Origin of the sequence: Streptomyces sp. NPDC051207, assembly GCF_040682395.1 — a bacterium.
Classification (GTDB): Bacteria; Actinomycetota; Actinomycetes; order Streptomycetales; family Streptomycetaceae; genus Streptomyces.
The window spans coordinates 204,557-227,714 of record NZ_JBFBAX010000009.1 but is presented as its reverse complement, the minus strand read 5'-3'; the positions used below and the strand labels follow the sequence as shown (position 1 = coordinate 227,714).

Below are 23,158 nucleotides of genomic sequence, written 5' to 3'. Positions count from 1 at the left end.
TCCTACACCGAACTGCCCTCCTCCAACCCGGCCGTCCTCGCCTTCCTGCGCGAATACGAGGACGACCTCGTGCTGTGCGTCCACAACTTCTCCCGGTTCGCACAGCCGACCGAACTGGACCTGCGGGAATTCGACGGACGCCACCCGGTCGAGCTGTTCGGCGGCGTCCGCTTCCCGGCCATCGGCGAACTGCCGTACCTGCTCACGCTCGGTGGTCACGGCTTCTACTGGTTCCGGCTCACCCGAGTCGCATCCCGCATCGGCCGTCGGCCATGAGCACTGCGCCGACGAAAGGAGGCGTGACCATGCCGAAGACCGCATCCCTCCGCCCGAGCCGTACGCTCCTCGCGGAGCCCATGGCGTCCCTCGCCGGGCTCCTGCGGGAGTGGCTGCCACGGCAGCGCTGGTTCGCGGGCAAGGACCGGCCCGTCACGGAGCTCGGCCTGCTGTCGATGACCGAGCTGTTCCCCGGCTGTCTGCACGTGCTGGTCCACGCCGGGCACGGCGGCGTGCCCTCCCCCGGCGGCAGTCCCCCACCCGGCGACTGCTACCAGCTGCTGCTCGGCGTGCGGGACCACCCCGCCCCACGGCTCGCCCGGGCGCTGATCGGCCAAGTGCACGAGGGGCCGCTCGCCGGTCTGACGGTGTACGACGCCCTGCACGACCCGCGGTCGGCGCAGCTGCTCCTGGACCGGCTGCGGCACCCGGGCTCGGCGGGCCCCCTGCGCTTCGAGGCCGACCCGTCCCGGCCGGTGCCCGGCGGGCTCGTACCGCGGCTGCTGGACGCGGAGCAGTCGAACTCCTCCCTTGTCTACGGCGACGAGTTCATCCTGAAACTGTTCCGGCGCATCCAGCCCGGCGTCAACCCCGACCTGGAGGTGCCGGTCGCGCTGGCCCTGCAGGGCTGCCGCCGGGTGCCCGCGCCGGTGGCGTGGCTGCGCACGACGCACCCGCAGGAGGCCACGCTCGGCGTGCTCCAGCCGTTCCTGCGGGACGCCTCCGACGGCTGGACCCTCGCCCTGAACGCGCTCGCCGCCGCCGACGACTTCACCGCCGAGGCCCGCCAGCTGGGCCGGGCCACCGCCGAGGTGCACCTCGCGCTGGCGTCGGCGTTCCCGGTCGGAGCCCCCGGCGAGAACGGCCGTACCGCGACGGCGATGACCGAGCGGCTCACCGCCGCCGCGCACTCCGTACCGGCGCTGCGGCCGTTCGTCCCCGGCCTGCGCGCCGCGTTCGCCGCGCTGACCAGCTGCGACCCCGGGCCGCCCGCCCAGCGCATCCACGGCGACCTGCACCTCGGGCAGGTGCTGCGGGCCGGCCGGGACTGGTTCGTGATCGACTTCGAAGGTGAGCCGTCCCGCCCGCTCGCGGAACGGCGCAGCGCCCACTCCCCCGTCCGGGACATCGCGGGCATGCTGCGCTCCTTCGACTACGCCGCCCGGCAGCGCCGCCCCTGGCGCCCGGAGTGGGCGCGCCGCTGCCGCGAGGCGTACTGCGCCGGTTACGCGGCGAGCGCCGGCTGGGATCCGCGCAAGAAGCACGGACTGCTGCGCGCCTATGAGACCGACAGGGCCGTGTACGAGGTGCTCTACGAGGCCCGGCACCGCCCCGACTGGCTACCCGTGCCGATGGCGGCCATCGAGCGCCTCGCCGTGAGAGGAGACTGACCCGTGGCTCTGCGTGACACTTCGCTTCCCGAGCCGTCCGGCCCCGTTCCCTGTGGGGCCGCGCCGCCGCTGGACGCCGCCGACCGGGGGCGCCTGCTGGCGGGCGCCCACCACGACCCGCACGGCCTGCTGGGCGCCCGTCCGGTGCCCGGCGGCGTCGTGTTCCGGGCGCTCAGGCCCTTCGCCCGGGCGGTGAGCGTGCTCGCCGACGGCCGGCGCACGGCTCTCGCCTCGGAGGGCGACGGCCTGTTCTCCGGCGTCCTGCCGCTCGACACGGTCCCCGAGTACACGCTGCTCGTGACGTACGGCGACGAGGAGCGGGAGGTGCACGACCCGTACCGTTTCCTTCCCGCGCTCGGCGAGCTGGACCTGCACCTGATCCGGGAGGGCCGGCACGAGCAGCTGTGGAAGGCGCTCGGCGCGGAGCCGATGACGCACCAGGGCGTGCCCGGCACCCGCTTCACCGTGTGGGCGCCGAACGCGCAGGGCGTGCGGGTCGCCGCGGACTTCACGTTCTGGGACGGCACGGCCTTTCCGATGCGGTCCCTCGGCGCGTCGGGCGTGTGGGAGCTGTTCCTGCCGGGCGTCGGCGAGGGCACCCGGTACAAGTTCGAGATCACCTCCCGGTACGGGCACCGGTTCCTGAAGGCCGACCCGATGGCGCGCCGCGCCGAGGAGCCGCCGAACACCGCGTCGATCGTGACGGCCTCGCACTACGAGTGGGGCGACGCCGAGTGGATGGCGCACCGCGGGGACACGCCCGTGCACGAGGCGCCGTTCTCCGTGTACGAGGTCCATCTCCCCTCCTGGCGACCGGGGCTGACGTACCGCCGGCTGGCCGAGGAGCTGCCGGCGTACGTGAAGGACCTCGGGTTCACACATGTCGAGCTGATGCCGGTCGCCGAGCACCCCTTCGGCCCGTCGTGGGGTTATCAGGTCACGTCCTACTACGCGCCGACCGCGCGGCTCGGCTCGCCCGACGATTTCCGGTACCTGGTCGACGCCCTGCACCGGGCCGGCATCGGCGTGATCATGGACTGGGTGCCCGCGCACTTCCCGAAGGACGACTGGGCGCTGGCCCGGTTCGACGGGGACCCGCTGTACGAACCGGGGGACGCGCGGCGCGCGGAGCACCCGGACTGGGGCACCTACGAGTTCGACTTCGGGCGTACCGAGGTGCGCAACTTCCTCGTCGCCAACGCCGTCTACTGGTGCGAGGAGTTCCACATCGACGGGCTGCGCGTGGACGCGGTCGCCTCGATGCTCTACCTCGACTACTCGCGCGACTCCGGCCAGTGGGCGCCGAACGTGTACGGCGGCCGGGAGGACCTGGACGCGATGGCGTTCCTGCAGGAGATGAACGCCACCGTCTACCGGCGCGCGCCGGGCGTCGTGACCATCGCCGAGGAGTCCACGGCCTGGGGTGGGGTCACCCGGCCCACCGACAGCGGCGGGCTCGGCTTCGGGCTGAAGTGGAACATGGGCTGGATGCACGACTCCCTGGAGTACATGTCCAAGGAACCCGTGCACCGCAAGTACCACCACCACGAAATGACCTTCTCGATGGTGTACGCCTACAGCGAGAACTACGTCCTGCCGATCTCCCACGACGAGGTCGTCCACGGCAAGCGCGCCCTCGTCTCCAAGATGCCCGGCGACTGGTGGCAGCAGCGCGCCAACCACCGCGCCTACCTCGGCTACATGTGGGCCCACCCCGGCAAGCAACTGCTGTTCATGGGACAGGAGTTCGCGCAGGGCGCCGAGTGGTCCGAGAAGAGCGGCCCGGACTGGTGGCTGCTCGACCCGGAGTACCCGGCCGAGCCCGACCACCGCGGGGTGCGGGACCTGGTCCGCGACCTCAACACCCGGTACCTGGCGACCCCGGCCCTGTGGCAGCGCGACACCGACCCCGCCGGTTTCCGGTGGGTGGCCGTGGACGCCGCCGACGACAACGTCTACGCGTTCCTGCGCTACGACACCGAGGGCACCCCGCTGCTGGCCGTGTCGAACTTCTCCCCGGTCGTCCGGCAGGACTACGCACTGTGGGTCGGCGACGACCACGTCGCCTGGCGGGAGGTCCTCAACACCGACGCGACACGGTACGGCGGCAGCGGCGTCGGCGAGCCCGGCCCCGTCAAACCCGAGGTGGGGAGGCTGCGGCTGACCCTGCCGCCGCTGGCCACGGTGTGGCTGGAGCCGCTCCCGATGTGACACCGGACGCGACGTGAGAGGTGTTCGAATGCCCCTGCCGGGGCATTCGGGGTCGTACGCGTACGACCGGAACGTCTTGTCGTCGCGCCGGACCACAGAAGGGGTGCATGCCGTGCGGACCGTCGGAGTGGAGGAGGAACTCCTCCTGGTCGATCCCGAAACGGGCGAACCGCGGGCGATGTCCGCGGCCGTGCTCGCCCGCGCCGAGCGGGACGACGCGGACCAGGACGTGTTCGAGGAAGAACTGCACGAGCAGATGCTCGAGTTCGCCACACACCCCCAGTCGGACATGGCGGCGCTGCGGGCCGAGATAGGGCGCTGCCGTGAGGAGGCCGCCCGGCACGCCGGCGAGATCGGCTGCACGGTCGTCGCGCTCGCGACGTCGCCGCTGCCGGTGAGCCCGTCCGTCGGCGTGAGCCGGCGCTACCAGTGGATGGCGGAGCAGTACGGCATAGCGACGCGTGAGCAGCTCGTCCTGGGCTGCCACGTCCATGTGTCCGTCGAGTCCGACGAGGAGGGCGTCGCCGTCGTGGACCGGCTGCGTCCGTGGCTGTCGGTGCTGTCGGCGATCAGCGCGAACTCGCCGTTCTGGCAGGGCAGCGACAGCGGATACAGCAGCTACCGCAGCCGGGTCTGGCAGCGCTGGCCGTCGGCCGGGCCGACCGAGATGTTCGGCTCGGCGGAGACCTACCACCGGCGGGTCGCGGACATGGTGGCCACCGGCTCCATCCTCGACGAGGGGATGATCTACTTCGACGCGCGGCTGTCCCAGCGGTACCCGACGGTGGAGATACGGGTGTCCGACGTGTGCCTGCGGGCCGACACGGCCGTGCTCATCGCCACGCTCGCCCGCGGTCTGGTGGAGACCGCCGCCCGCGAGTGGCGGGAGGGCCGCGAGCCGCTCGACCACAGCGTGAGCCTGCTGCGGCTGGCCGCGTGGCGCGCCGCCCGCTCCGGCCTCTCGGACGAGCTGCTGCATCCGGTGACCATGCGGCGGATGCCCGCCGACACCGTCGTACGGTCCCTGCTGGAGCACGTCGAGGACGCGCTCGGCGAGAGCGGGGACCTGGAGGAGGTCCGCAAGGCCGTCGCCGAGGTGATGCGGCACGGCACCGGCGCGGACGTGCAGCGCGAGGCGCTGCGGCGCACCGACAGCCTCAGGGACGTCGTGGTGGAGTGCGTGCGCCACACCCAGGAGTGACCGGCCGCGGGCAGGAGTGACGCGCCGCGCGCAAGGATGACGCGCCGCGCGCAGGGGTGATCGCCCCCCGTGTCGGCGGGGCGGTCACCCCTCAGAACATCAGGATCAGGGCATACGCCAGGAAGAACGCCGCGATCAGCACGCACAGGGCGAGGATGACCGTCAGCGGTCCCTTGCCCCAGCCCTTGGTCGGGTTGTGCGTCTCCTGCGGGCCCGCCTCGGGCATGCTGCTCTCCGCCGGCGGTGTCTCGCCGGGCGGCACTCCGCCGCCCGGCTCCAGGCCGGTGGTGCGGTCGGGATCGGGATCGGGATTGATGTGAGTCATGCCGTCCGAGTCCCCCGATCGCGCCCGGATCACCAAACGGGTATCACTTCCGGGTTCGCCACCCCGTGAGCTTTTCGCCTCCGCTAGATTTCGGGCAGCGGCGATGACGCTACTCGTCGGCCTTGTGACACCCCGTACACGTCAGGAGCAGCGCATGCGCGACTTCGCCATCGCTCCGACGGCGGCCACGCCCCTGACCGGCGGGCTCGCCGACAGTGTCTTCGTGACGGCCGACCGCACCCCCGCCCTGCCCGTCCTGGCGCGCCGGCCCGACCCGGCCTCCCAGCAGTGGGAGGAGGTCACCGCCGCCGAGTTCCGCGACGAGGTGGTCGACCTGGCCCGCGGCCTGATCGCGTCCGGGATCTCGCCGGGCAACCGCGTCGCGGTCATGGCGCGCACCCGGTACGAGTGGACGGTGCTCAGCCACGCGCTGTGGGCGGTCGGCGCGGAGCTGGTGCCGATCTGTCCGACGTCGTCGCGCGACCAGGTCGAGTGGATCCTGCGGGACGCCGCGTGCGTGGCCGTGGTCGTCGAGGACGAGCAGGGCGTGATGACGGTCGGCTCGGTGTGCGCGACGCTGCCGTACCTGCGGCACGTGTGGCAGCTGGACGCGGGAGCCTTGCGGGATCTGGCGGCGCGCGGCGAGGTCATTGCGCCCACCACGGTCGACTCGATGCGCCGCATCGTGCTGCCGGACGCCACGGCGGTCATCGCGTACACGTCCGGGACGACCGGCCGTGCCCTGGGCTGCGCGCTGAGCCACCGGGGTCTGGCCAGCCCCTGCGACACGCTGCTGGCCGGCTGGGGCCACACGGCGGCGCCCCCGGGCGAGCAGGCCGCCGTCCTCGCGTTCCTGCCGTTCTCCCACGTGTACGGGCTGATGATGCAGAGCATGTGCGTGCGCGGCGGGGTGCTCATGGGCCACGAGCCCGACCTGAGGGAGCCCGCCCTGCTGGCGGCGCTGCGCTCCTTCCGGCCCACATATCTGTACGCCGTGCCGTCGCTGTTCGAGAAGATCTACAAGACGTTCCTGCGCAAGGCCCAGGAGTCGGGGCGCGGCGCGCTGTTCGAGCGGGCCGCGGGCACGGCGCGGGACTACGCCCTCGCCCTGGAGCGGCAGCGGCTCGGGCAGGGGCCGGGGCCGGGTTTCGACCTGCGGCTGCAGCACGCGCTGTACGAGCGGACGGTGTACCGCAGGCTGCGGTCCACGCTGGGCGGCCGGGTGCGGCGCGCCACCTCGGGCGGCTCGCCGCTGAGCCGGGAGCTGTCGCTCTTCTTCGAGGGCATCGGCATCTTCGTGCACGACGGCTACGGCCTGACGGAGACCAGTGGCGGCGTCACCATGCAGCCGCTGGGCCGGGAGAAGTCCGGCACCGTCGGGCAGGCCCTGCCGGGCACGGAGATCCGGGTCGCCGACGACGGGGAGATCCTGGTGCGCGGACCCGCGGTGTTCCAGGGCTACGTCAACAACCCGGAGGCGACCCGGAGGGCGCTGCGCGGCGGCTGGCTGGCCACCGGTGACCTCGGACGCCTCGACGACGAGGGCTATCTGACGATCACCGGCCGCAAGAAGGACGTGATCATCACCAGCGGCGGCAAGAGCGTCTCCCCGGCCGCGCTGGAGCAGCGGCTGCGGATGCATCCGCTCATCCACCAGGCGGTCGTGGTGGGCGACAACCGGCCGTGCGTGGGGGCGCTGATCACGCTGGACCCGGAGTTCCTGGCGCACTGGCGGGCCGCGCTGGCGTGGCAGAGCGACGCGCCGGGCCGGGAGGCGCGGGAGGAGAACGCGCTGCGCGAGGAGGTCGCGCGGGCCGTGGCCGCGGCCAACAGCGCGGTGTCGCGTTCGGAGTCGATCCGGGTGTTCCGGGTGCTGCCGGAGCCGTTCGAGGTGGCCAACGGGCTGCTGACGCCGTCGATGAAGCTGCGCCGCGACGAGGTGGTGCGCCGCTACGCGCTGGAGATCGACGCGATGTACCAGGCGCGCTCCCGGTCCGGTCGGCGCACCTCGCCGGACGAGGCCGCGGTGTGGGACGACTCGGACCATGTGTTCCGCTGAGGCGTACCCCGGCGCGGGCCGGCGGGCGCGTAGGACCCCGCCGACTGGGAACTAGCCAACCAAAGGACGAAGGGAAAGGCCGACAGCCGCACTGAGTCGGGCCGGGAAGGCGACATGGCAACCGAGCCGCGTTGGGACAGGACACTGGCTGCCAAGGAGATTTCGAGCCGCACCGCGAGCTTCGCGGGGGCGCTGCACAATGTCACGGGTGCGCGCCTCGTCGCGGAGGAGTTCCTGCAGGAGCTGTCGAGCGTGTCACCGCCGTCGGCTCCGGAGCACTGGGACGACATCCTGCTGGTGGTGACGGAGCTGGCGGCCAATGCGGTGCAGTACGCCCCGGGGCCGTTCGAGCTTCGGCTGCGCCGTACGTTCGACGGTGTGCACGTGGTGCTGCACGACACGAACACCACGCCGCCCGCGCCGCGTCCGTTCCACCCGAGCCGCGGCGGTGGGGGGATCGGCTGGCACCTGATTCACACGCTGTGCGACCAGGTCAGTGTCGTGCCGAACGACCGCGGCAAGGACATACATGTCTTCCTGCCCTGGTGACGGGCCTCAGACGGGGGCTCGGGGCTCGCTCAGTGGCGGCCGGAGGCGGTGCGCACCGGCACCAGCACGGTGATGGTCTTGCCGCCCTCGGGGCGCCGGTCGATGGCGATCTCCCGGGCGAGGCGGAGGATGAGCGGCCAGCCGTAGCCGCTGCCGCGGTGCCCGACCGGCAGGGAGCCCGGGCCGTAGGCGACCGCGGGCACGACGGGGCTGTGGTCGTGCACGGCGACCCGCAGGCCGTCCTCGACGGCCCAGGCCTCGAAGCCGGCCAGTCCGCCGCCGTGCCGGATCGCGTTGGTGACCAGCTCGGAGACGACGAGCAGCAGGTCGATGACGTCTTCCTCGCGCGGGCCGGCGCCCGCCGCGGCGTCCCACGCGCGCCGCACCACCGATGCCGCGTACGCGCGTGCGCCCGCGGCGCTGGTCACCTCGCCCGAAACCGGCGTGCCGGGCGGCGAACCACCGTGCGCGGTGGGACTGGTCCCGTCGGTCAGCTCCATACGTGTCGCGCCCCCGTCGTCATTCACTCGTTCCGTTCCGGCGCCGCGCCCGCGCGCCCGTCGGGCCTCCGTCCTCGGCCTGGAGGCTGTCCGGCAAGTATGGCGGGATTGTGTCCCTGGGCACACTGCTCCCCTCTTCGCGGGCCCGTGACATGATCCGCCCCGGTGGGCGGTGGCGCCCGCCGGGGCGGCTCCACAGCAGCGGATACCCCGGTCGGGCTTTCGCATGTCCCGCCGAAGGTTCCAGGCATGTACTGCTGATTAAGGGGTAAGCGCGGGGGCGCGGTGCAGTTTGCCGGCCGGAGTACTGATCCATCGCGTCCGGCACCGGCATCCGTACCGCGGACGCTCGCAGGGTGGCCCGCACCCGGCCGTCAGGACTCGTTGGAGGTAGTCGTGCACATTGCCCAGAACCCGCTGTCCGTCGAGGTGACCCTGCCCCGGGAGGACGTCGCGCTGATCAAGGTGCAGGGGTACCTGGACGTGGACACCGCGACCGAGTTCCAGCACCACCTGGCCAACCAGCTCCACCACGGCCGGCGGCACTTCCTGCTCGATCTGTCGGCGGTGCCGTTCATGGACTCGTCCGGCATGAACATCATCCTGCGCGTCTACCAGCAGGTGCGGGAGATGCCGGGCAGCGTCCATGTCATCTCCCCCACCCCCGCCGTGCGCCGGATCCTGGACCTGACGGGCGTGAGCATCACGGTTCCGGTGTCGCAGAGCGCCGAGGAGGCGCTGGAGCGCGTCGACCGGGGCCCACAGACACCCGACGGCCCGGAGCCTCCCGCGCAGAGCGAGATGTGACGCCCGGTCCGCGGGCGTCCTGTTGTACCGGAAGCGGTGTCGTACGGGCTCGTACCGCTGGTTAAAGTTGTCGTCCGGCAGAGGTGGCGTCGCCTCTCACCTGGCCCGAAAGGGTGTGCGGTGCGGCGCGACGCGGACGAGCTATCGAGGAGTGAAGCACGTGCCGGAACACGAAGCGGAGGGAACGCTCGCATCGCCGGCGCGGGAGGTCGGGGACTTCCTGCGCCGTCGCCGTGAGCAGATCGCCCAGCGGTGGGCGGACGAACCCCTCTTCCGCACCGTGTTCACCGTCTCGCGGGACGAAGCGGTGGAAGCGGGCAAGGCCCTGGTCGACGCGCTGGCCCAAGTGGCCGACGCGGAGCGCGTGGAGGACCCGGACGCCGCCGGATTCACCATGATCCGCGAGCAGCTGGCCCGGATGGGAGCGTCCCGGTCGCGGGCCGGTCTGACCACGGCGCAGGTGTCGACCGAGCTGGACAGTCTGCGGTCCCCCGTCGAGAACCTCCTGGCGGGTGACCTGCCGGACGCGCCGGCCGGTCATCTGCTGGCGTGCACGTCGACGCTGACCGTGCTGCTGGGCACGCTGCGGGTGGTGGTCATGCAGACGGCGCTCAGCGAGGGGCAGGCCCTCATCGACCGGCAGCGGCTGCAGCTGCTGGAGGTGGCCACCCCCGTCATCAAGCTGTGGGACGGCATCGTGGCGGTTCCGCTGATCGGGACGTTGGACAGCGCCCGCAGCCAGGTGGTGATGGAGACGCTGCTGGAGTCGGTCGTCGAGCAGCACGCCCGGTTCGCGATCCTCGACATCACCGGTGTGCCGACGGTGGACTCGCTGGTGGCCCAGCACCTGATGAAGACCGTCGCCGCGGCCCGGCTGATGGGAGCGGAGTGCATCGTCTCCGGCATCCGCCCGGCCATCGCGCAGACCATGGTGCACCTGGGCCTGGACCTCGGTGCGGTGGTGACGCGGGCGGGCCTCGCCGACGCGCTGGCGTACGCCCTGCACAAGCTCGGCGCGGACATCGTGAACGCGCCGTCCCACGGTGCGGGTACCCGGTGAGCGAAGCGTTTCCCGTGCCCGGCACGGGCCGTGTGCCGGTCCTGCGGATCGGCGACGTCCTTCTGGTCACCCTCCAGGGTGACCTGCACGACACCTCGGCGCAGGATCTCCAGCAGGACATCGCGGAGGCCATCGCGCGCAGCCGGGTGATCGGCGTGCTGCTCGACCTGTCCGGGGTGGAGATCGTCGACTCGTTCCTGGGCCGGGTGCTCGCCGAGATCGCGGCGCAGGCCGAGCTCCTGGCGGCCACGACCGTGGTGGCCGGCATGCGGCCCGCGGTCGCCATCACCCTCGTCGAACTCGGTCTGACCCTGCCGGGAGTGCGCACCGCGCTCAGCACGGAGGCGGGTCTGGAACTGCTGAAGCGGGACGCCCGGACGGCGTCCCGTTCCGGTGGCAGACGTCAGGAGCTTCCGTGATGCGGACGGGCACGGGCGTGGAGGCCCGCCTGCCGATCCGTTCGGACATGGATCTGGTGTGGGTGCGCCAGCACGTGCGGCAGGCCGCCGCGCAGGTCGGCTTCGGGCTGGTGGCCCAGACGAAGCTGGTCACCGCGGCCAGCGAACTGGCACGCAACACGCTGGTGCACGGCGGCGGCGGCCACGTGGATGTGGAGCACGTCGTGCACGGGGCGGTCAACGGACTGCGGCTGACCTTCGTCGACCAGGGGCCGGGCATCCCGGACCCGGAGCTGGCCCTCAGCGACGGCTACACCTCCGGGGACGGGTTGGGCATGGGGCTGGGCGGCGCCCGGCGCCTGGTGCACGAGTTCGTCCTGGAGAGCAGTCCGGGCGCGGGTACGTCGGTGCGGGTGACGTCGTGGGCGGGGTTGCCGCCGCGTCCGCGCGAGGAGGTCTGAATGCCGCGCGTGTGGGACGTCCCGGTGTGCGACTCGACGCGGGTGCGGGACGCTCGGGTGGCCGCCGAGCAGGCCGCCTCGCTGGCCGGCCTGGACGAGCGGCGCGCCGCCTCCGCCGCCCTGGTGGCGACCGAGCTGGCCACCAACCTCATCAAGCACGCGGAGGGCGGCCGGGTGCTCATCGACGTGGTGCCGCCTCCGGTCCTGCCGGCCGGCCGGGACGCGCCCCGAGTGGTGCAGATCTCGGCGATCGACCACGGTCCGGGGATCGCCGACGTGGCGGAGGCGCGGCGCGACGGGTTCTCCACGGCCGGGTCGCTGGGCGCCGGACTCGGCGCGTGCCGGAGGATCTCCGACGACTTCGGCCTGCACAGCACGCCCGGCCGGGGCACGGTGGCGCTGGCCCGGATCGGCGCCGCCGGCAGAGGCGCGCGGACCGCCCCGGAGCGGTCGGCCGGGGTGCGGGCGGGCGGGGTGAACGTGCCGTTCGGCGCGGCCGACTACTCGGGCGACGCCTGGGCGTGGGTGCGCCACGAGGACCGGCTGACGCTGATGATGGCCGACGGGCTGGGGCACGGCCCGGAGGCCGCCCGCGCCTCGACCGCGGCCGTCGAGGCGCTGCGGGAGGCGGCCCGCCTCCCGCCGGGCGAGATGCTGCGGCGGCTCGACGCGGCGCTGTCCGGCACGCGCGGCGCGGCCGTCGCGGTCGCCCAGGTCGACACCCGTGCCGGGCGGCTGCGGTTCGCCGGCATCGGGAACGTGGGGGCGCGGCTGTGCCAGGGCGGCACCTGGCGCCATCTGACGTCGCGGCCCGGCATCGTCGGCGTGCACCGGCGCGCGACCCTGCGCGAGGAGGAGACCGAGTGGGGACCCGACCGGCTGCTGATCATGCACACCGACGGACTGCCCAGCCGCTGGACGCCGCCGTCGGACGAACGGCTGTGGGAGACGGACCCGGCGGTGACGGCCGCGGTGACGATCCGGGACGCCAGCAGTTCCGCCCGCCCGGTGCGGGACGACACCGCCGTGGCGGTGCTGACCCCGGGTCCGGTCGCCGCATGACGCGCAGCTGGGAGATCTCTTCCGTCGCCGACGCCGCCCGGGCGCGGGTCATGACCGCCCGGCTGGCCGCCGCGTACGGCGTGTCCGCCCTGGAACGCACCCGGCTGACCGCGTCGCTCAGCACGCACCTGCGGCAGTGCCTCACCAAGGGCGGCACCTGGCGGCTCAGCGTGGAGGCGCCGACGGCCGGGAACGGCCTCCTGCACGTGGTGGTGACGCCGCCGCGGGAGGCGTCCGCCGCCGGGGAGACACCGTGGAGCACGGCCGTCGCCTGCCCGGGTACGGCGGAGACCCCGGCCCAGGTGCCGTCCCCGGCCGCCGAGGACAGCGGGTTCGCCGAGGCGCTGCTCGGCGCGGACGAGGACACCGCGCTGGTGCTGGAGAAGCTCTCCGAGCAGGAGGAACTGGTCGCCTTCCACCGGGAGGAGCTGCACCAGACCAACCAGGGCGTGCTGGCGCTGCACGCGGAGCTGGACGCGGCCGGGCGGGCGCAGCGGGAGGCGTTCGCGGCGGAGCGCCGGGCGCGCCGGGAGGCGGAGGACGCCCGCCGCAGGCTGACGTTCCTCGCGGACGCCAGTGCCGTGCTGACGTCGTCGCTCAACCATCACGAGATCGTGCGGCTGCTGCCCGGTCTGCTGGTGCCCGAGTACGCCCGCAGTGTCGATGTGTGGCTGTTCGAGAACGACAGCGACAACGGCTCCGGCCGGCAGGGCCCGGTGTCGCATCCGGCGGCGGCCGTACGCGCGGTGCGCACCGGGCGTGCGCAGTACGCCGCCGACCATCCGGGCGGTCTGCCCGGCGTGGACGACCATCCGCCCTCGGTGCTGGAGCCGAACCGGCCGCTGCTGTGCATTCCGCTGGTGACCCGGCAGGCCCCGCTGGGCGTGCTGACGCTGTCGCCGCCCGGTATGCGCTGGGACCCGGACGACGCCGTGATGCTGATCGAGCTGACCCGCCGGGCCAGCATCGCCATCGACAACGCCCGGCGCTTCGAGCACAACCGGGACATCGCGGAGACGCTCCAGCGCGCCCTGCTCACGGACCTGCCGGAGACGCCGGGCCTCGGCCTGGCGGCGCGCTATCTGCCGGCGACCCGGGGCCTGAACATCGGTGGTGACTGGTACGACGCGTTCCGGCAGCGGGACGGCAGCCTGATCACCATCGTCGGGGACGTCACCGGGCACGGTCTGCGCGCGGCCGTCATGATGAGCCAGTTGCGCACCGCGCTGCGTGCCTACGCCGTGGACGGCGGCAGCCCGGGGCGGCTGCTGACGCGGCTGCACCAGTTCCTGCACCACCTCCAGCCCGATCTGTACGCCACCGCCGTCATCGCGCGGTTCCACCCGGACGACGCGACCCTGACGTGGGCCGCCGCCGGTCATCCCCCGCCGGTCCTGCGGACCCCGGACGGGCGGGTGCACACCCTGGACGCCCGGCCGGGTGCCATGCTCGGCATTCCGCTGCGCCAGGAGATCGGCGACCACACGGTGCGGCTGTCGCCCGGGTCGACGCTGGCCCTCTACACCGACGGTCTGGTCGAGCGGCGCGCGCACGGCATAGACCCGGGGATCGGCCGGCTGGCGGCGGCGCTCGGCTCGTTCGGCACCGAGGAGCTGGACGCGGACCTCTACGGCTCGGCGGACCGCATCCTGCAGCCGCTGCTGAGCGACTCCGAGCGGGACGACGACGTGTGCCTGCTGCTGTGCCACTTCCGCGGCACGCGCTGACCGGCACGGCCCCGCTCCGCTGAGGGCGCGGGCGCTCCTTCCCCACCGATGTTTTTCGGCCATGCCCGGGGCACGGCGGTGACCTGCGGTTTCGTCTGCCTGGCCCGTCCGGCTGGCGGAACGGGCACGGACACGGTGGGATCAATGAGGTGCGAAGCAGCGATCCAGGGGCATGCGAATGGCGTTCGTGGCAGACCGCCTGGAGCCGCAGAAAGGGATGAACACGTGACACGACCCAGGATCCTGGTGGTCGGCGCAGGCTTCGCCGGCGTGGAGTGCGTCCGCCGCCTGGAGCGCAAGCTCTCCCCCGACGAGGCCGACGTCACCTTGGTGACGCCGTTCGCCTACCAGCTCTATCTGCCGCTGCTGCCCCAGGTCGCCTCCGGCGTGCTGACGCCCCAGTCGATCGCCGTGTCCCTGCGCCGCAGCAAGAAGTACCGCACCAGGATCATCCCGGGCGGTGCCATCGGCGTGGACCTCAAGTCGAAGGTCTGCGTCATCCGCACCATCACCGACCAGGTCGTCAACGAGCCGTACGACTACATCGTGCTGGCGCCCGGCAGCGTCACCCGCACCTTTGACATCCCGGGCCTGACGGACCACGCGTTCGGCATGAAGACGCTCGCGGAGGCCGCCTACGTCCGCGACCACGTCATCTCCCAGCTGGACCTGGCCGACGCCAGCCAGGACCCGGCCGAGCGCGCCTCCCGGCTGCAGTTCGTGGTCGTCGGCGGCGGCTACGCGGGGACCGAGACCGCCGCCTGCCTCCAGCGCCTGACGCACGCCGCCGTCCGGCGCTACCCGCGGCTGGACCCGCGGCTGATCAAGTGGCACCTCATCGACATCGCGCCGAAGCTCATGCCCGAACTGGGCGAGAAGCTCGGGCGCAGCGCGCAGGAGATCCTGCGCAAACGCGGCATCGAGATCTCCCTCGGCGTCTCCATCGAGAAGGCGGGCCCGGAGGAGGTCACCTTCACCGACGGCCGGGTCGTCCCGACCCGCACCCTGATCTGGACCGCCGGTGTCGTCGCCAGCCCGCTCATCGCCACGCTCGGCGCGGAGACGGTCCGGGGGCGGCTCGCCGTCAACGCCGAGCTGAACCTGCCCGGCCACGACGGGGTGTTCGCGCTCGGCGACGCCGCCGCGGTGCCCGACCTTGCCAAGGACGAGGACGCCGTCTGCCCGCCGACCGCGCAGCACGCCCAGCGGCAGGGCAAGCACGTCGCCGACAACGTCATCGCCACCCTGCGCAACCAGCCGCTGCAACCCTACGTCCACAAGGACCTCGGCCTGGTCGTGGACCTCGGCGGCAAGGACGCGGTGTCCAAGCCGCTCGGCATCGAGCTGCGCGGCATTCCCGCCCAGGCCGTGGCGCGCGGCTACCACTGGTCGGCGCTGCGCACGAACGTCGCCAAGACGCGCGTGCTGACCAACTGGCTGCTCAACGCGGTCGCCGGCGACGATTTCGTGCGTACCGGGTTCCAGGCCCGCAAGCCCGCCAAGCTGAAGGACTTCGAGTACACCGACTCGTATCTGACCCCGGAGCAGGTGCGGGCGCAGGTCGAGGGAGCGGGTGGCCAGGAACGCCTGACGTGAGGCGCCGGGGCGGCGCGCCTGCCCGGAGTCGCACCACCGGCCCGGCCCTTGTTCGAGGGCCGGGCCGGTGGTGGCGTGGCGGGAGTGCGGCGCGGTGAGGGATCCGGAGCGGCCGGTCTCCACCCTCGCGGTCGTGCGCGGTCATCTGCGCGTGTTCGTGCGCAGTGCCGGGGTGTGCTTCGGGATCGTCCCGCGGACCGCGGCCGGGAGCCTGGAGCGACTGCCGCTGCGGGTGCCCGCAGCGGTGGCCCCGGCCGGGGTTCAGAAGTCGGTGGGCAGGCCGCTGGCCTCGGCGATGCCGCGCAGCTCCTCGTTCTGCCGGTGGCGTTCGCGGATGTGCTCGGCGATCTCGCCGAGCCGCTCCGGGTCCGAGGCGGTGTCCGCGTCGGTGACGACCCGCACAGGGCCGGTGTCGTCGACGGTGATCTCGACGACCTCGTTGTCCAGGCGCCCGGTGACGGCGGTGGCGATGACCAGCGCGGCCTCGTCCCGCACCTCCTGGGGCAGGTCCTGGGTGTCGTCGCCGTCCAACGCGAAGTCGAGGGTGGACAGCTCCTGCCGGTCGATGGCCCGCAGCACGGGTTCGACCACCCTCAGCAGCAGCTGGTAGTCCTCGCTGTTCATCCTGATGCGCAGGAGATCGAGGTACATCTCCACGGGGCGGCCGTCCTCCGGGGGGATCTCGAATTCGCTCATGCCCTACGGGTTCCCCACCGCGCGCCGCTCAGACGCCGGGCGGATCAGACTCTGCGCCAGCGGGCCATGGCGAAGGAGAACAGCCCGAACAGCACCAGGCCGACCGCCACGCCGACCAGCAGCCAGGGCCCGAGCGGGGTGCCGGAGAACGAGCGCAGCGTGTCGTCCAGACCCTTGGCCCGGTCGGGCTCGTAGGTGACGGCGGCCCGTACGGCGAAGCCGCCCGCCACCGCGAACACCAGGCCGCGGGTGACGCCGCCCCCGACGCCCGCCACGTCGACCAGCCGCCGGGTCCGCGCGGACATCCCGTGGTGGTGCAGCTTGTCCTGGTACTTGCGCCGGACCGCCGTCGTGCCCATCCACACGCCGGCCGCGACCACCGCGATCCCGGCGGCGCCCATGAGCCACTGCCCGGCGGGCAGGTCGAGGATCCTGGCCGTGGCGTCCCGGGACTGCCGGTCGCTGGAGTCGCTGCCCGCGCCCGACGTGTCGCCGGACGCGAAGGCCAGCACGGAGTAGGCGACGAACGCGTAGAAGACGCACCGTGCGGTGGCCAGCAGGCGCTTGCGCGGCTTGCGGCCGTCACGCCCGGCCTCCCCGAGCAGGGCCTCGGACAGCCGCCACAGGGCCATGCCGGCGAGCCCGATGCCGAGCGCCCACAGCAGTACGGCGCCGAAGGGCTGGTCGGCGACCGCGGCGAGCGCGCCGCCGCGGTCCGCCTGGCGCCTGGTGGCGCCGAAGGCGACCTGCAGGGCGAGCACGCCCACCAGCAGATAGATCACACCACGTGCGGCGAGCCCGGCCCGCGCCGCGCCCTCCGCGACCGATCCCGTGGGCCGGTTGCCCCGCCGCAGCAGGCCGCCACCCGTCATCGCGCCTGTCTTCATCTCCGCCTCCGGGGATGCGGATGCCCCGGTGCGGGGGCGTCACACCCCGGCCGCCCACAGGGGCTTTCCGGCCCCGGTGACGCTGTTCAGGGCGTCGTGGTCCGGTCGGCGCCCAGCACCTCGTCGCGCACCCGGGCGCAGCTGCGGCTGATGAGGCGGGAGACGTGCATCTGGGAGATCCCGAGCCGGTCGGCGATGCGGCTCTGCGTCATGTCCTCGAAGAACCGCATGTAGAGGATCGCCCGCTCACGCTCGGGCAGCCGCCGCAGGCCCTCCTTGGCGGACTCGCGGTCGATGACGACGTCGTACGACACGTCGGTCTCGCCGAGGGTGTCCGAGAGGCTGTAGCCGTCGTCGCCGGCCGACAGCTCGGCGTCCAGCGACAGGGTGCTGAAGCTTTCGAGGGCTTCGAGGCCGGCGCCGACCTCCTCCTCGGTCAGGCCGGTGTGCGCGGCGATGTCGGCGACCGACGGTTCGGGGCTGCCGGGGTTCTGGGTGAGTTCCCGGCGTGCCACGCGCACCTTGTTGCGGAGTTCCTGGACGCGGCGGGGCACCCGCAGGGCCCACATGCGGTCCCGGAAGTGCCGCTTGACCTCACCGGTGATGGTGGGCACCGCGTAGCTCTCGAAGGCGCCGCGCGAGGGGTCGAACCGGTCGACGGCCTTCACCAGGCCGAGGGCCGCGACCTGGCGCAGGTCCTCTATGGACTCGCCGCGGTCGCGGAACCGGCCGGCGATGCGGTGGGCCATGGGCAGCCAGGCCGTGACGAGCTGGTCGCGGATCGCGTCCCGCTCGGGGCCGTCCGGCGTGGCGGCCAGCCTGGCGAAGAGTTCCGCCGTGTCGGGTGCGTCGTCGTGCCGCCGCCTGCCGGTCGGCGGGGAGGGCTCGGCGGGCGGGCTCGCCGGGGGTGTCGTGCCGGTGGTGGTGGCGTGGCTGCCCGTGCCGGGACGGCTGGTCGGCGTATCCATCAGCATGCGGAATCGCTCCTGAGCGGTTGTGTCAGGGTGTACCGCGGGACGGTCGCTGTCCGGATCACCTGGAGGGCCCGGAGCCGTACCGCTCCCGCTGGCGCGCCTCCGGTCCGAAGCACGAGTCTGCATTTGCCCGGTCACAAGGATGACAAACACCTCATGCGGGAAAAATGCTCAGAAAAGCGGCACGACGGCTGTGATGCACTTGCCGCCCGTGGGCAGGCAGGAGACGTGGACGTCGCAGGCGAGCCGGCACACGATCGGCCAGCCGTGGCCGCCCGGGCGGCGGCGGGCCTGCCCGTCGGCCGGCGGCACCACCACCGGCGGTTCGGCGCTGCGGTCGCTGACCGAGACGCGGACGTCCCGGCCGGTGACGTCGACCCGGAAGTCGGTGATGCCGCCGCCGTGCAGCAGCGCGTTGGTGGTCAGTTCCGAGGCGACGAGTACGGCGTCCGACAGGGCGTCCGCGTCGCACGGGCGGTGGGCGGTCCGGCAGCGTTCGGCGACCGCGCGTTCCACGGCCCGGCGTGCCTCGGCGGGCTTGTAGGGCCTTGGCCGCCCGGCCGTTCGGGCACCCGACGGCTCGACGACAGGTTCTGTGGTGCGCTCCTCGCACATCGCTGAGCTCCCTGGTCTGTGGATGAGAAGCCGTAGCGGGCGGCGCCCGTGCACGGTGACCGCGCGGCGGGCGACCTCGTGGGCCGGCCTCGGCGGCCGGTCCGTACGGATCCGTGAGCCTCCCCTTCCGGCTGACCTGTGCGAGGAGTGTCAAACATCCGCTTCGCCCGCCGGAGGGGCGGTCATTCGGCTGTCCCGGGGTACCTGGACCCCATGACCGAAGTGGTGAACTCGGACGAATTGCTGCGACGCATCCAGCGCGCGAGGGCCTGCGCGGCGGCGGAACAGCGCACCTGGCGCACCCGGCGCGGCGAACTCGACGGCACCGACCCGGCCGGGGCCGGCGACGCGGCCGTGCGGGAGCTGTCCTACGAGGTGGTGCTACGGGTGCTGGACGAGATACTCACGCCCGGCAGGCACGCGGGGCCGGACTGAGAGCCCCGGGCCGACTCGGCACGGGGCCCCGCCCGGCGACGCTCCGCACCCCCGTCGACCAGCGGGTTCCGCCATGCCGGCCGTACCTGCGGCCGGCATGGCGGCCGGGATGCGCCTGCCCGACCCGGGTGATTCGGAGCTGGAGACGATCCGGGTCGTGGCCCGGGACGCCGCTGAGGGCCCGCGACGCCCAGTGAGAGCCTTCTTCGAGTGAAACAGGTCACGTGGCCCGCTTTCGGCTACGCACTGCGCCGCTCGGTCCTTTATCGTTCATTCACACCTGGCGACGGGGTCGACGCAGCGTCCTCCGTACGTCACCTCTTACGGCCCTGGCTGGTTTCCCCCGTCCAGCCAGGGCACTTTTTGTGCCCTCGCGTCCCGTGCTCCGCGGAAAAGTGCCCCGCCGGCTCGCGCTCGCGGAAAAAGGGCCGTCCGCCAAGGTGCCCCGGGCGTGCACAGCGGCTGAAATGGGCGTAGGGAAAGCACCCGGACGGACCCATCTGCCGGCGAGGAGCCCCGCCTCATGACCAAAGCGATCAAACTGCTCACCGCCCTGCCGTCGCCCCAGCGGCAGCATCTGATGGCGCTGGCCCGGGAGGTCTCCTTCCCCGAGGACGCCCGGATCTTCGAGGCGGGCGGCCGGGCCGACCGCTTCTGGGTGATCCGCTCGGGCGCCGTCAGCCTGGACCAGCGCGTGAACTCGTTGCACCGGGTGACGGTCGCCAGCCTGGGCGCGGGCGACCTGCTCGGCTGGTCCTGGCTGTTCCCGCCGTACCAGTGGGACTTCGGCGCTGAGGCGTTCAGCCCGGTGCGCGCCTACGAGTTCGACGCGGCGGCGGTGCTCGCGGCGTGCGAGGAGGACCCGCGGCTCGGGCTCACGCTGGTACGCGGCGTGGCGGAGATCCTCGCGCACCGCCTGGAGATGACCCGGGGCAAGCTCATGGAGCAGTACTCGATGCACCGGCGCGGGGTGCTCTGAGGCCCACGGTGCGCGGCCGGGCAGGGCTCGCACTCGCGGCCCCGCGCCTCAGCTCCCGGCGATCAGGGTCACGCCGAGGACGATCATCGTGACGGCGACCAGGGCGTCCAGGAACCGCCAGGCGGCTGGACGGGCCAGGAAACGGCTCAGCAGCCGGGCCCCGAACCCGAGCGCGGTGAACCAGCAGAGGCTGGCCAGCACCGCTCCCAGGCCGAACGTCCAGCGCAGCGGGCCGCGGTCGGCGGCGACGGAGCCGAGCAGGAACACGGTGTCGAGGTAGACGTGCGGGTTGAGCCACGTCATCGCCAGGCAGGTGAGCACCGCCCGCCTGCGCGACCCGGCCGCCTCCCCCTCGGTGGTGAGGCCGTCGGCGGGGCGGAACACCCGGCGGGCCGCCAGGGCGCCGTAGCAGAGCAGGAAGGCGCCGCCGATCCAGCCGACCGCCGTGAGCGCGCCGGGCCAGGCCACCACGACCGCGCCGACCCCGGCGACGCCGAGGGCGATGAGGAGGGCGTCGGACAGGGCGCAGATGCCGACGACGGCGAGGACCGCGTCGCGGCGGACGCCCTGGCGCAGGACGAAGGCGTTCTGGGCGCCGATGGCGACGATGAGGGAAAGGCCAGTGCCGAAGCCTGCGACGGCGGCGGTCAGTGCGGGGCTCATGGCCTCGACACTAAGGAAAGGATCACTTGGCATACAGCTAAAGATTCTTACGTATCATTAGCCGATGTGATGGGTGAGCTTCCGCTGGACCAGGTACGGACGCTGCTGGCGGTGGTCGACGAGGGCACCTTCGATGCGGCGGCCGCCGCGCTGCACGTGACGCCGTCGGCGGTGAGCCAGCGGGTGAAGGCGCTGGAGCAGCGCACCGGCCGGGTGCTGCTGATGCGCACCAAGCCGGTGCGGCCCACCGAGTCCGGTGCGGTCGTCGTACGGCTGGCCCGACAGCTGGCCCGGCTGGAACGCGACGCGTACGCCGAGCTGGGACTGAGCGGCGCCGGGGAGCCGACACGGGTGTCGGTGGCGGTGAACGCGGACTCGCTGGCGACCTGGTTCCTGGCCGCGCTGACGCGGGTGCCCGGGGAGCCTGCGCTCTCCTTCGAGCTGCGCCGCGAGGACGAGGACCACACGGCGGCGCTGCTGCGGGAGGGGCTCGTCATGGCGGCGGTGACGTCCTCGCCCGAGGCGGTGCCGGGGTGCTCGGTGCGGGCCCTCGGCACGATGCGGTACCTGCCGGTGGCGAACCCGGAGTTCGCCGCGCGGCGGCTGCGGGGCGCGCCGCTGGCGGAGGCGCTCCCCGAGGCGCCGGTGGTGGTCTTCGACCGGCGGGACGACTTCCAGGACGGCTTCGTCCGGCGGCTCGGCGGGCCGGGCGCCGCCGGCGGGAGGCGGCACTACGTGCCCACGTCGGAGGGGTTCGCGGAGGCCGTCGCGGCCGGTCTCGGCTGGGGCATGCTGCCCGAGGCGCAGGCGGACCCGCTGCTGCGCGCCGGCCGCCTGGTCGAACTGGCCCCGGACAGCTGGGTCGACATGCCGCTGTACTGGCAGCAGTGGAAGCTCGACTCGCCGGCACTGGCGGCGGTCGCGGAGGCGGTGGTGTCGACGGCGCGGGAGGCACTGCGGGGGCACGGCTGAGGCCGTACGGCGGGACGGCTGAAGCGGGCTGAACGCGCAGGGGCTCGGCTGAGGGCCGCGAGGGTGCGGCTGAATCCGTGCGGGGACGGGTGAAGCCCTGCGCGCGCACGGGCTGTGAGGCCCGCTTGGGTGCGGCTGAGTCCCTGCGGGGACGGCTGAAACCCTGTCCGGGCACAGACTGAGGCCCGCCGGGCTGAGCCTTTTGCGCCACTCCGACGCTGCCTGCCTGGCACGCGGCGCCCACCCCGACGCTGCCCGCCCAGTCGACGGCGGCCACTCCCCCGTTGCCTGCCCGGCCGACGGCGCACTTCACCGCCCGCCTGCCGCGCGGCACTTCTCCCGCAGCCCGCCCAGTCGACGGCGGCCACTCCCCCGCAGCCCGCCCGGCCGACGGCGCCCACTCCCATCGTTGCCTGCGCTGCCGACGGCGCTCACTTCACCGCCTGCCCGCCCGCCACGCGGCACCCGCAGCCCTCACTCCTCGCCGTCCCCTGCACCACCCCCCTCCCCACGCACCGACTCCAGCCGCGCCGCCGCGCTCTCCAGCAGCATCTCCAGGGCCGCCGGGTACGCGCTGGTGACCATGCGGGTCGCCAGCAGCGGCGCGGCCTCGGCGATCCGGGGGTGGGTCTCGGCGGGCAGCCGGGCGTACGTCGACAGCCACATGTCCTCGTCGGCGCGCAGCGCGTCCGGCGGCAGGGCCAGCGAGGCGGCGTCGAGGGCGGCGAACGCCAGGGTCTGGTCGACGAAGGCGTGGTAGACGCGCACGGTGTCGGGCAGCGGGAACCCGGCCGCGCGCAGCACGTCGAGGACCGCCTCGTCGGCCGCCAGCTCGTGCGCGCGGCCCGTGACCCGGTTCGCCGTGAGCAGCGCGGCCTGCGGATGCGCGACGTACGCGGCGTGCAGGCGCAGCCCGAAGCTGCGCAGGTCCGCACGCCACTGGCCGGTGCGCTGCCAGCCCCGCAGGGCCTGCCCGATGAGGGCGTCGCCGATGGCGAGGGTCAGGTCGTCCATGCCGCGGAAGTACCGGTAGAGCGTGCTCGGGTCGCAGTCGAGGGCGAGGCCGAGCCGGCGGGCGGTCAGGCCGCCGCTGCCGTGTTCGCGCAGCATCCGCAGCGCGGTCTCCACGATCAGTGTCTCGGACAGCACGGTGCCGCTTCTCGTGGGCCGTCGCCGCCGCCGTTTCTCCTCGGGCACCACCCGCTTCGCCATGACTGTCCTCCTCTGTGCCGGAACCCTTATGCCAACGGCATTGACCTTAAGGGACGGCCCGGCGAACCATCTCCCTCCAGGGGCCCCACCTCACCTTTCCTT

Annotated in this window: 24 protein-coding genes; 16 read left to right on the top strand and 8 right to left on the bottom strand. The window is 73.2% G+C overall.

The window, feature by feature from the left end:
- From AB0M97_RS12485 to AB0M97_RS12470, 4 genes are all read left to right on the top strand, one after another.
- Window positions 1-276 (top strand): alpha-glucosidase C-terminal domain-containing protein (locus AB0M97_RS12485; protein ID WP_365960767.1); only part of this gene is annotated, 276 nt, incomplete at its 5' end.
- A gap of 29 nt (window positions 277-305) precedes the next feature.
- Entirely contained in the window at window positions 306-1,667 is a 1,362-nt protein-coding gene (locus tag AB0M97_RS12480) for a maltokinase (protein ID WP_365960766.1), read from the top strand.
- 3 nt (window positions 1,668-1,670) lie between these two features.
- On the top strand, window positions 1,671-3,878 hold the full coding sequence (gene glgB / locus AB0M97_RS12475; RefSeq protein ID WP_365960765.1) for a 1,4-alpha-glucan branching enzyme: 2,208 nt from the start codon (window positions 1,671-1,673) through the stop codon (window positions 3,876-3,878).
- Window positions 3,879-3,990: 112 nt separating this feature from the next.
- Window positions 3,991-5,079 (top strand): glutamate--cysteine ligase, encoded by a 1,089-nt coding sequence (locus tag AB0M97_RS12470; RefSeq protein WP_365960764.1) that lies wholly within the window; start codon window positions 3,991-3,993, stop codon window positions 5,077-5,079.
- A 91-nt stretch (window positions 5,080-5,170) separates the two neighbouring features.
- On the opposite strand, the gene AB0M97_RS12465 is transcribed toward AB0M97_RS12470, so the two are convergent.
- On the bottom strand, window positions 5,171-5,404 hold the full coding sequence (locus AB0M97_RS12465) for a DUF6480 family protein (protein ID WP_365960763.1): 234 nt from the start codon (window positions 5,402-5,404) through the stop codon (window positions 5,171-5,173).
- A 154-nt stretch (window positions 5,405-5,558) separates the two neighbouring features.
- On the opposite strand from AB0M97_RS12465, the gene AB0M97_RS12460 reads away from it, so the two are divergent.
- Window positions 5,559-7,463 (top strand): AMP-dependent synthetase/ligase, encoded by a 1,905-nt coding sequence (locus AB0M97_RS12460; RefSeq protein ID WP_365960762.1) that lies wholly within the window; start codon window positions 5,559-5,561, stop codon window positions 7,461-7,463.
- Between the two features lie 114 nt (window positions 7,464-7,577).
- Entirely contained in the window at window positions 7,578-8,012 is a 435-nt protein-coding gene (locus tag AB0M97_RS12455; RefSeq protein ID WP_365960761.1) for an ATP-binding protein, read from the top strand.
- Window positions 8,013-8,041: 29 nt separating this feature from the next.
- On the opposite strand, the gene AB0M97_RS12450 is transcribed toward AB0M97_RS12455, so the two are convergent.
- Window positions 8,042-8,512 carry an ATP-binding protein gene (locus AB0M97_RS12450; RefSeq protein ID WP_365960759.1) on the bottom strand — a complete coding sequence of 157 codons (471 nt, stop codon included), beginning with the start codon at window positions 8,510-8,512 and terminating at the stop codon, window positions 8,042-8,044.
- A gap of 396 nt (window positions 8,513-8,908) precedes the next feature.
- Between AB0M97_RS12450 and AB0M97_RS12445 the strand changes: the two genes are divergently transcribed.
- From AB0M97_RS12445 to AB0M97_RS12415, 7 genes are all read left to right on the top strand, one after another.
- Complete coding sequence (locus AB0M97_RS12445; protein ID WP_365960758.1) at window positions 8,909-9,319, top strand: STAS domain-containing protein; 411 nt, start codon at window positions 8,909-8,911, stop codon at window positions 9,317-9,319.
- 160 nt (window positions 9,320-9,479) lie between these two features.
- Window positions 9,480-10,379, top strand: a complete 900-nt coding sequence (locus AB0M97_RS12440) for an STAS domain-containing protein (RefSeq protein WP_365960757.1) — start codon at window positions 9,480-9,482, stop codon at window positions 10,377-10,379.
- On the top strand, window positions 10,376-10,798 hold the full coding sequence (locus tag AB0M97_RS12435) for an STAS domain-containing protein (RefSeq protein WP_365960756.1): 423 nt from the start codon (window positions 10,376-10,378) through the stop codon (window positions 10,796-10,798). The genes AB0M97_RS12440 and AB0M97_RS12435 overlap by 4 nt, the downstream gene beginning before the upstream one ends.
- Complete coding sequence (locus AB0M97_RS12430; RefSeq protein ID WP_365960755.1) at window positions 10,798-11,238, top strand: anti-sigma regulatory factor; 441 nt, start codon at window positions 10,798-10,800, stop codon at window positions 11,236-11,238. The genes AB0M97_RS12435 and AB0M97_RS12430 overlap by 1 nt, the downstream gene beginning before the upstream one ends.
- Window positions 11,239-12,300: an ATP-binding SpoIIE family protein phosphatase gene (locus tag AB0M97_RS12425; RefSeq protein WP_365960754.1), complete on the top strand. Its 1,062-nt coding sequence runs from the start codon at window positions 11,239-11,241 to the stop codon at window positions 12,298-12,300.
- Window positions 12,297-14,027, top strand: coding sequence for a SpoIIE family protein phosphatase (locus AB0M97_RS12420; RefSeq protein WP_365960752.1), 1,731 nt, complete (start codon window positions 12,297-12,299; stop codon window positions 14,025-14,027). The genes AB0M97_RS12425 and AB0M97_RS12420 overlap by 4 nt, the downstream gene beginning before the upstream one ends.
- A 225-nt stretch (window positions 14,028-14,252) precedes the next feature.
- Window positions 14,253-15,623 (top strand): NAD(P)/FAD-dependent oxidoreductase, encoded by a 1,371-nt coding sequence (locus AB0M97_RS12415; RefSeq protein WP_365960751.1) that lies wholly within the window; start codon window positions 14,253-14,255, stop codon window positions 15,621-15,623.
- Between the two features lie 261 nt (window positions 15,624-15,884).
- On the opposite strand, the gene AB0M97_RS12410 is transcribed toward AB0M97_RS12415, so the two are convergent.
- The 4 genes from AB0M97_RS12410 to AB0M97_RS12395 all read right to left on the bottom strand — a co-directional run bounded on the left by AB0M97_RS12410 (window position 15,885) and on the right by AB0M97_RS12395 (window position 18,795).
- Complete coding sequence (locus AB0M97_RS12410) at window positions 15,885-16,319, bottom strand: hypothetical protein (RefSeq protein ID WP_365960750.1); 435 nt, start codon at window positions 16,317-16,319, stop codon at window positions 15,885-15,887.
- 44 nt (window positions 16,320-16,363) lie between these two features.
- Window positions 16,364-17,206: a DUF1206 domain-containing protein gene (locus AB0M97_RS12405; protein ID WP_365960749.1), complete on the bottom strand. Its 843-nt coding sequence runs from the start codon at window positions 17,204-17,206 to the stop codon at window positions 16,364-16,366.
- Between the two features lie 86 nt (window positions 17,207-17,292).
- Window positions 17,293-18,180, bottom strand: coding sequence for a SigB/SigF/SigG family RNA polymerase sigma factor (locus AB0M97_RS12400; RefSeq protein ID WP_365960748.1), 888 nt, complete (start codon window positions 18,178-18,180; stop codon window positions 17,293-17,295).
- Between the two features lie 171 nt (window positions 18,181-18,351).
- Window positions 18,352-18,795, bottom strand: a complete 444-nt coding sequence (locus AB0M97_RS12395; protein WP_365960747.1) for an ATP-binding protein — start codon at window positions 18,793-18,795, stop codon at window positions 18,352-18,354.
- 213 nt (window positions 18,796-19,008) lie between these two features.
- Here AB0M97_RS12395 and AB0M97_RS12390 point away from each other — a divergent pair, with 213 nt between their 5' ends.
- Window positions 19,009-19,230, top strand: a complete 222-nt coding sequence (locus AB0M97_RS12390) for a hypothetical protein (protein ID WP_365960746.1) — start codon at window positions 19,009-19,011, stop codon at window positions 19,228-19,230.
- A gap of 523 nt (window positions 19,231-19,753) precedes the next feature.
- Window positions 19,754-20,209, top strand: a complete 456-nt coding sequence (locus AB0M97_RS12385; protein ID WP_365960744.1) for a cyclic nucleotide-binding domain-containing protein — start codon at window positions 19,754-19,756, stop codon at window positions 20,207-20,209.
- 48 nt (window positions 20,210-20,257) lie between these two features.
- On the opposite strand, the gene AB0M97_RS12380 is transcribed toward AB0M97_RS12385, so the two are convergent.
- Entirely contained in the window at window positions 20,258-20,872 is a 615-nt protein-coding gene (locus AB0M97_RS12380; protein WP_365960743.1) for a LysE/ArgO family amino acid transporter, read from the bottom strand.
- Window positions 20,873-20,941: 69 nt separating this feature from the next.
- On the opposite strand from AB0M97_RS12380, the gene AB0M97_RS12375 reads away from it, so the two are divergent.
- The gene (locus tag AB0M97_RS12375) at window positions 20,942-21,844 is read left to right on the top strand and encodes a LysR family transcriptional regulator ArgP (protein ID WP_365960742.1); all 903 of its coding nucleotides are present in this window, start codon (window positions 20,942-20,944) and stop codon (window positions 21,842-21,844) included.
- A gap of 474 nt (window positions 21,845-22,318) precedes the next feature.
- Here the strand turns inward: AB0M97_RS12375 and AB0M97_RS12370 are convergent, their stop codons facing one another.
- The gene (locus AB0M97_RS12370) at window positions 22,319-23,056 is read right to left on the bottom strand and encodes a TetR/AcrR family transcriptional regulator (protein WP_365960741.1); all 738 of its coding nucleotides are present in this window, start codon (window positions 23,054-23,056) and stop codon (window positions 22,319-22,321) included.
- Between the last annotated feature and the right edge of the window lie 102 nt (window positions 23,057-23,158).

Bases quoted from the DNA above. Each gene is read 5' to 3' on its own strand.
- AB0M97_RS12380 (WP_365960743.1), bottom strand. From the start codon at position 20,872: ATGAGCCCCGCACTGACCGCCGCCGTCGCAGGCTTCGGCACTGGCCTT.
- AB0M97_RS12480 (WP_365960766.1), top strand. From the start codon at position 306: ATGCCGAAGACCGCATCCCTCCGCCCGAGCCGTACGCTCCTCGCGGAG.
- AB0M97_RS12455 (WP_365960761.1), top strand. From the start codon at position 7,578: ATGGCAACCGAGCCGCGTTGGGACAGGACACTGGCTGCCAAGGAGATT.
- AB0M97_RS12430 (WP_365960755.1), top strand. From the start codon at position 10,798: ATGCGGACGGGCACGGGCGTGGAGGCCCGCCTGCCGATCCGTTCGGAC.
- AB0M97_RS12370 (WP_365960741.1), bottom strand. From the start codon at position 23,056: ATGGCGAAGCGGGTGGTGCCCGAGGAGAAACGGCGGCGGCGACGGCCC.
- AB0M97_RS12395 (WP_365960747.1), bottom strand. From the start codon at position 18,795: ATGTGCGAGGAGCGCACCACAGAACCTGTCGTCGAGCCGTCGGGTGCC.
- AB0M97_RS12465 (WP_365960763.1), bottom strand. From the start codon at position 5,404: ATGACTCACATCAATCCCGATCCCGATCCCGACCGCACCACCGGCCTG.
- AB0M97_RS12390 (WP_365960746.1), top strand. From the start codon at position 19,009: ATGACCGAAGTGGTGAACTCGGACGAATTGCTGCGACGCATCCAGCGC.
- AB0M97_RS12460 (WP_365960762.1), top strand. From the start codon at position 5,559: ATGCGCGACTTCGCCATCGCTCCGACGGCGGCCACGCCCCTGACCGGC.
- AB0M97_RS12450 (WP_365960759.1), bottom strand. From the start codon at position 8,512: ATGGAGCTGACCGACGGGACCAGTCCCACCGCGCACGGTGGTTCGCCG.
- AB0M97_RS12375 (WP_365960742.1), top strand. From the start codon at position 20,942: ATGGGTGAGCTTCCGCTGGACCAGGTACGGACGCTGCTGGCGGTGGTC.
- AB0M97_RS12400 (WP_365960748.1), bottom strand. From the start codon at position 18,180: ATGCTGATGGATACGCCGACCAGCCGTCCCGGCACGGGCAGCCACGCC.
- AB0M97_RS12385 (WP_365960744.1), top strand. From the start codon at position 19,754: ATGACCAAAGCGATCAAACTGCTCACCGCCCTGCCGTCGCCCCAGCGG.
- AB0M97_RS12410 (WP_365960750.1), bottom strand. From the start codon at position 16,319: ATGAGCGAATTCGAGATCCCCCCGGAGGACGGCCGCCCCGTGGAGATG.
- AB0M97_RS12425 (WP_365960754.1), top strand. From the start codon at position 11,239: ATGCCGCGCGTGTGGGACGTCCCGGTGTGCGACTCGACGCGGGTGCGG.
- AB0M97_RS12420 (WP_365960752.1), top strand. From the start codon at position 12,297: ATGACGCGCAGCTGGGAGATCTCTTCCGTCGCCGACGCCGCCCGGGCG.
- AB0M97_RS12405 (WP_365960749.1), bottom strand. From the start codon at position 17,206: ATGAAGACAGGCGCGATGACGGGTGGCGGCCTGCTGCGGCGGGGCAAC.